This is a genomic window from Streptomyces sp. NPDC031274 (assembly GCF_055570235.1).
Window position 1 is genome coordinate 1 of the sequence record NZ_JBVIHP010000358.1, and the last position, 1,175, is coordinate 1,175.

Sequence of the window (1,175 nt, forward strand, 5' to 3'; positions counted from 1 at the left end):
CCGCGAGCGCGGCGAGATCCGCCCAGTCGCCCGCCTCCGGAGCGTCGGGCAGCCCGAGCCACGGCGACACGTCCAGCGGGTACCGCACCACGCGCCCCCGCCGCTCGGCGAACCGCGCGTGGGGCCCGTTCAACGCGGCGTAGGCGGGATTGTCCAAGGGGTGCGCCCCCTGCTGAAGGGGCACCGCACGGCTCGGGGCCTCGAGGCCGGCCCCGCTCACGCGACTCACACGCCCACCTCGATCACGACCTTGCCGCGCGCATGCCCGCCCTCCACCGCGCGGAGCGCCTCACCGGCCCGCTCCAGCGGATACGTCGCCGTCACCTCAGGCCGAAGCACCCCGTCGACGGCAAGCTGCGCCACCGCGTCCAGGACCTCACTGGTCCGCGCCCGCGCGACCGCCGCCCCGCCCAGCCCGGCGACCGTCTCCTTGGCCGCGGCCGTGATCAGCTTCCCCTCGCGGTCGGGGAGAAGGGACGCCACCGCCACGAGGTCCTCGCCGCCCACCAGATCGAAGATCGCGTCGACCTGGCCGCCCGGCGCGGCCGCCCGCACCCGGTCCGCCAGGTCGGGCCCCGGCGGCACGTGCACCGCTCCCAGGGACTCGACGAAGTCCTTCTTGCCCGCGCTCGCCGTACCCACGACACGGACGCCGAAGTGCCGCGCCAACTGCGCCGCGGCCACGCCCACACCACCGCCGACCCCGGTGATCAGCAGCGTCGCCCCGGCGGGCAGATCCAGCTGACGCACCCCGTCGTACGCCGTCGCCACCGCGACCGGCAGCGCGGCGGCCTCGGCGAAGGTCAGGCCCGCCGGCTTGTGCGCCGCAAGAGAGGCGGGGAGGAGGGTGTACTCGGTGTAGCCGCCGGTGTCCGGGTTGCCGAACACCGCGTCGCCGACGGCAAAGCCTTCGACGTCCGCGCCGACCCGCTCGACCACACCGGCGACCTCGCTGCCCAGCACCTCGGGGAACTCGGCGGGCGGTGCCCCCGGCCTCCGCTTGCCGGCACGCAGCTTCCAGTCGACCGGGTTGACCCCTGCCGCCCGCACCACGACCAGGAGCTGGCCGGGGCCGGGCTCCGGTGGGTCCTGGTCGACGAAGGCCTCCACTTCAGGGCCGCCGAACCGGGTGAATGCGTACGCCTTGGACATGCGCTCCCTCACTTCGAACCGGG

Annotated in this window: 1 protein-coding gene and 1 pseudogene; both read right to left on the reverse strand. The window is 75.3% G+C overall.

The window, feature by feature from the left end:
* Positions 1-184 (reverse strand): annotated as a pseudogene (locus ACZ5CR_RS46360) (GNAT family N-acetyltransferase); the annotation flags it as partial.
* Between the two features lie 41 nt (positions 185-225).
* Positions 226-1,152: an NADP-dependent oxidoreductase gene (locus tag ACZ5CR_RS46365; protein WP_468870067.1), complete on the reverse strand. Its 927-nt coding sequence runs from the start codon at positions 1,150-1,152 to the stop codon at positions 226-228.
* Positions 1,153-1,175: the final 23 nt, after the last annotated feature.

What these genes read in the sequence shown, in the direction of transcription:
- ACZ5CR_RS46365 (WP_468870067.1), bottom strand. Translation starts at nt 1,152, where the DNA reads ATGTCCAAGGCGTACGCATTCACCCGGTTCGGCGGCCCTGAAGTGGAG.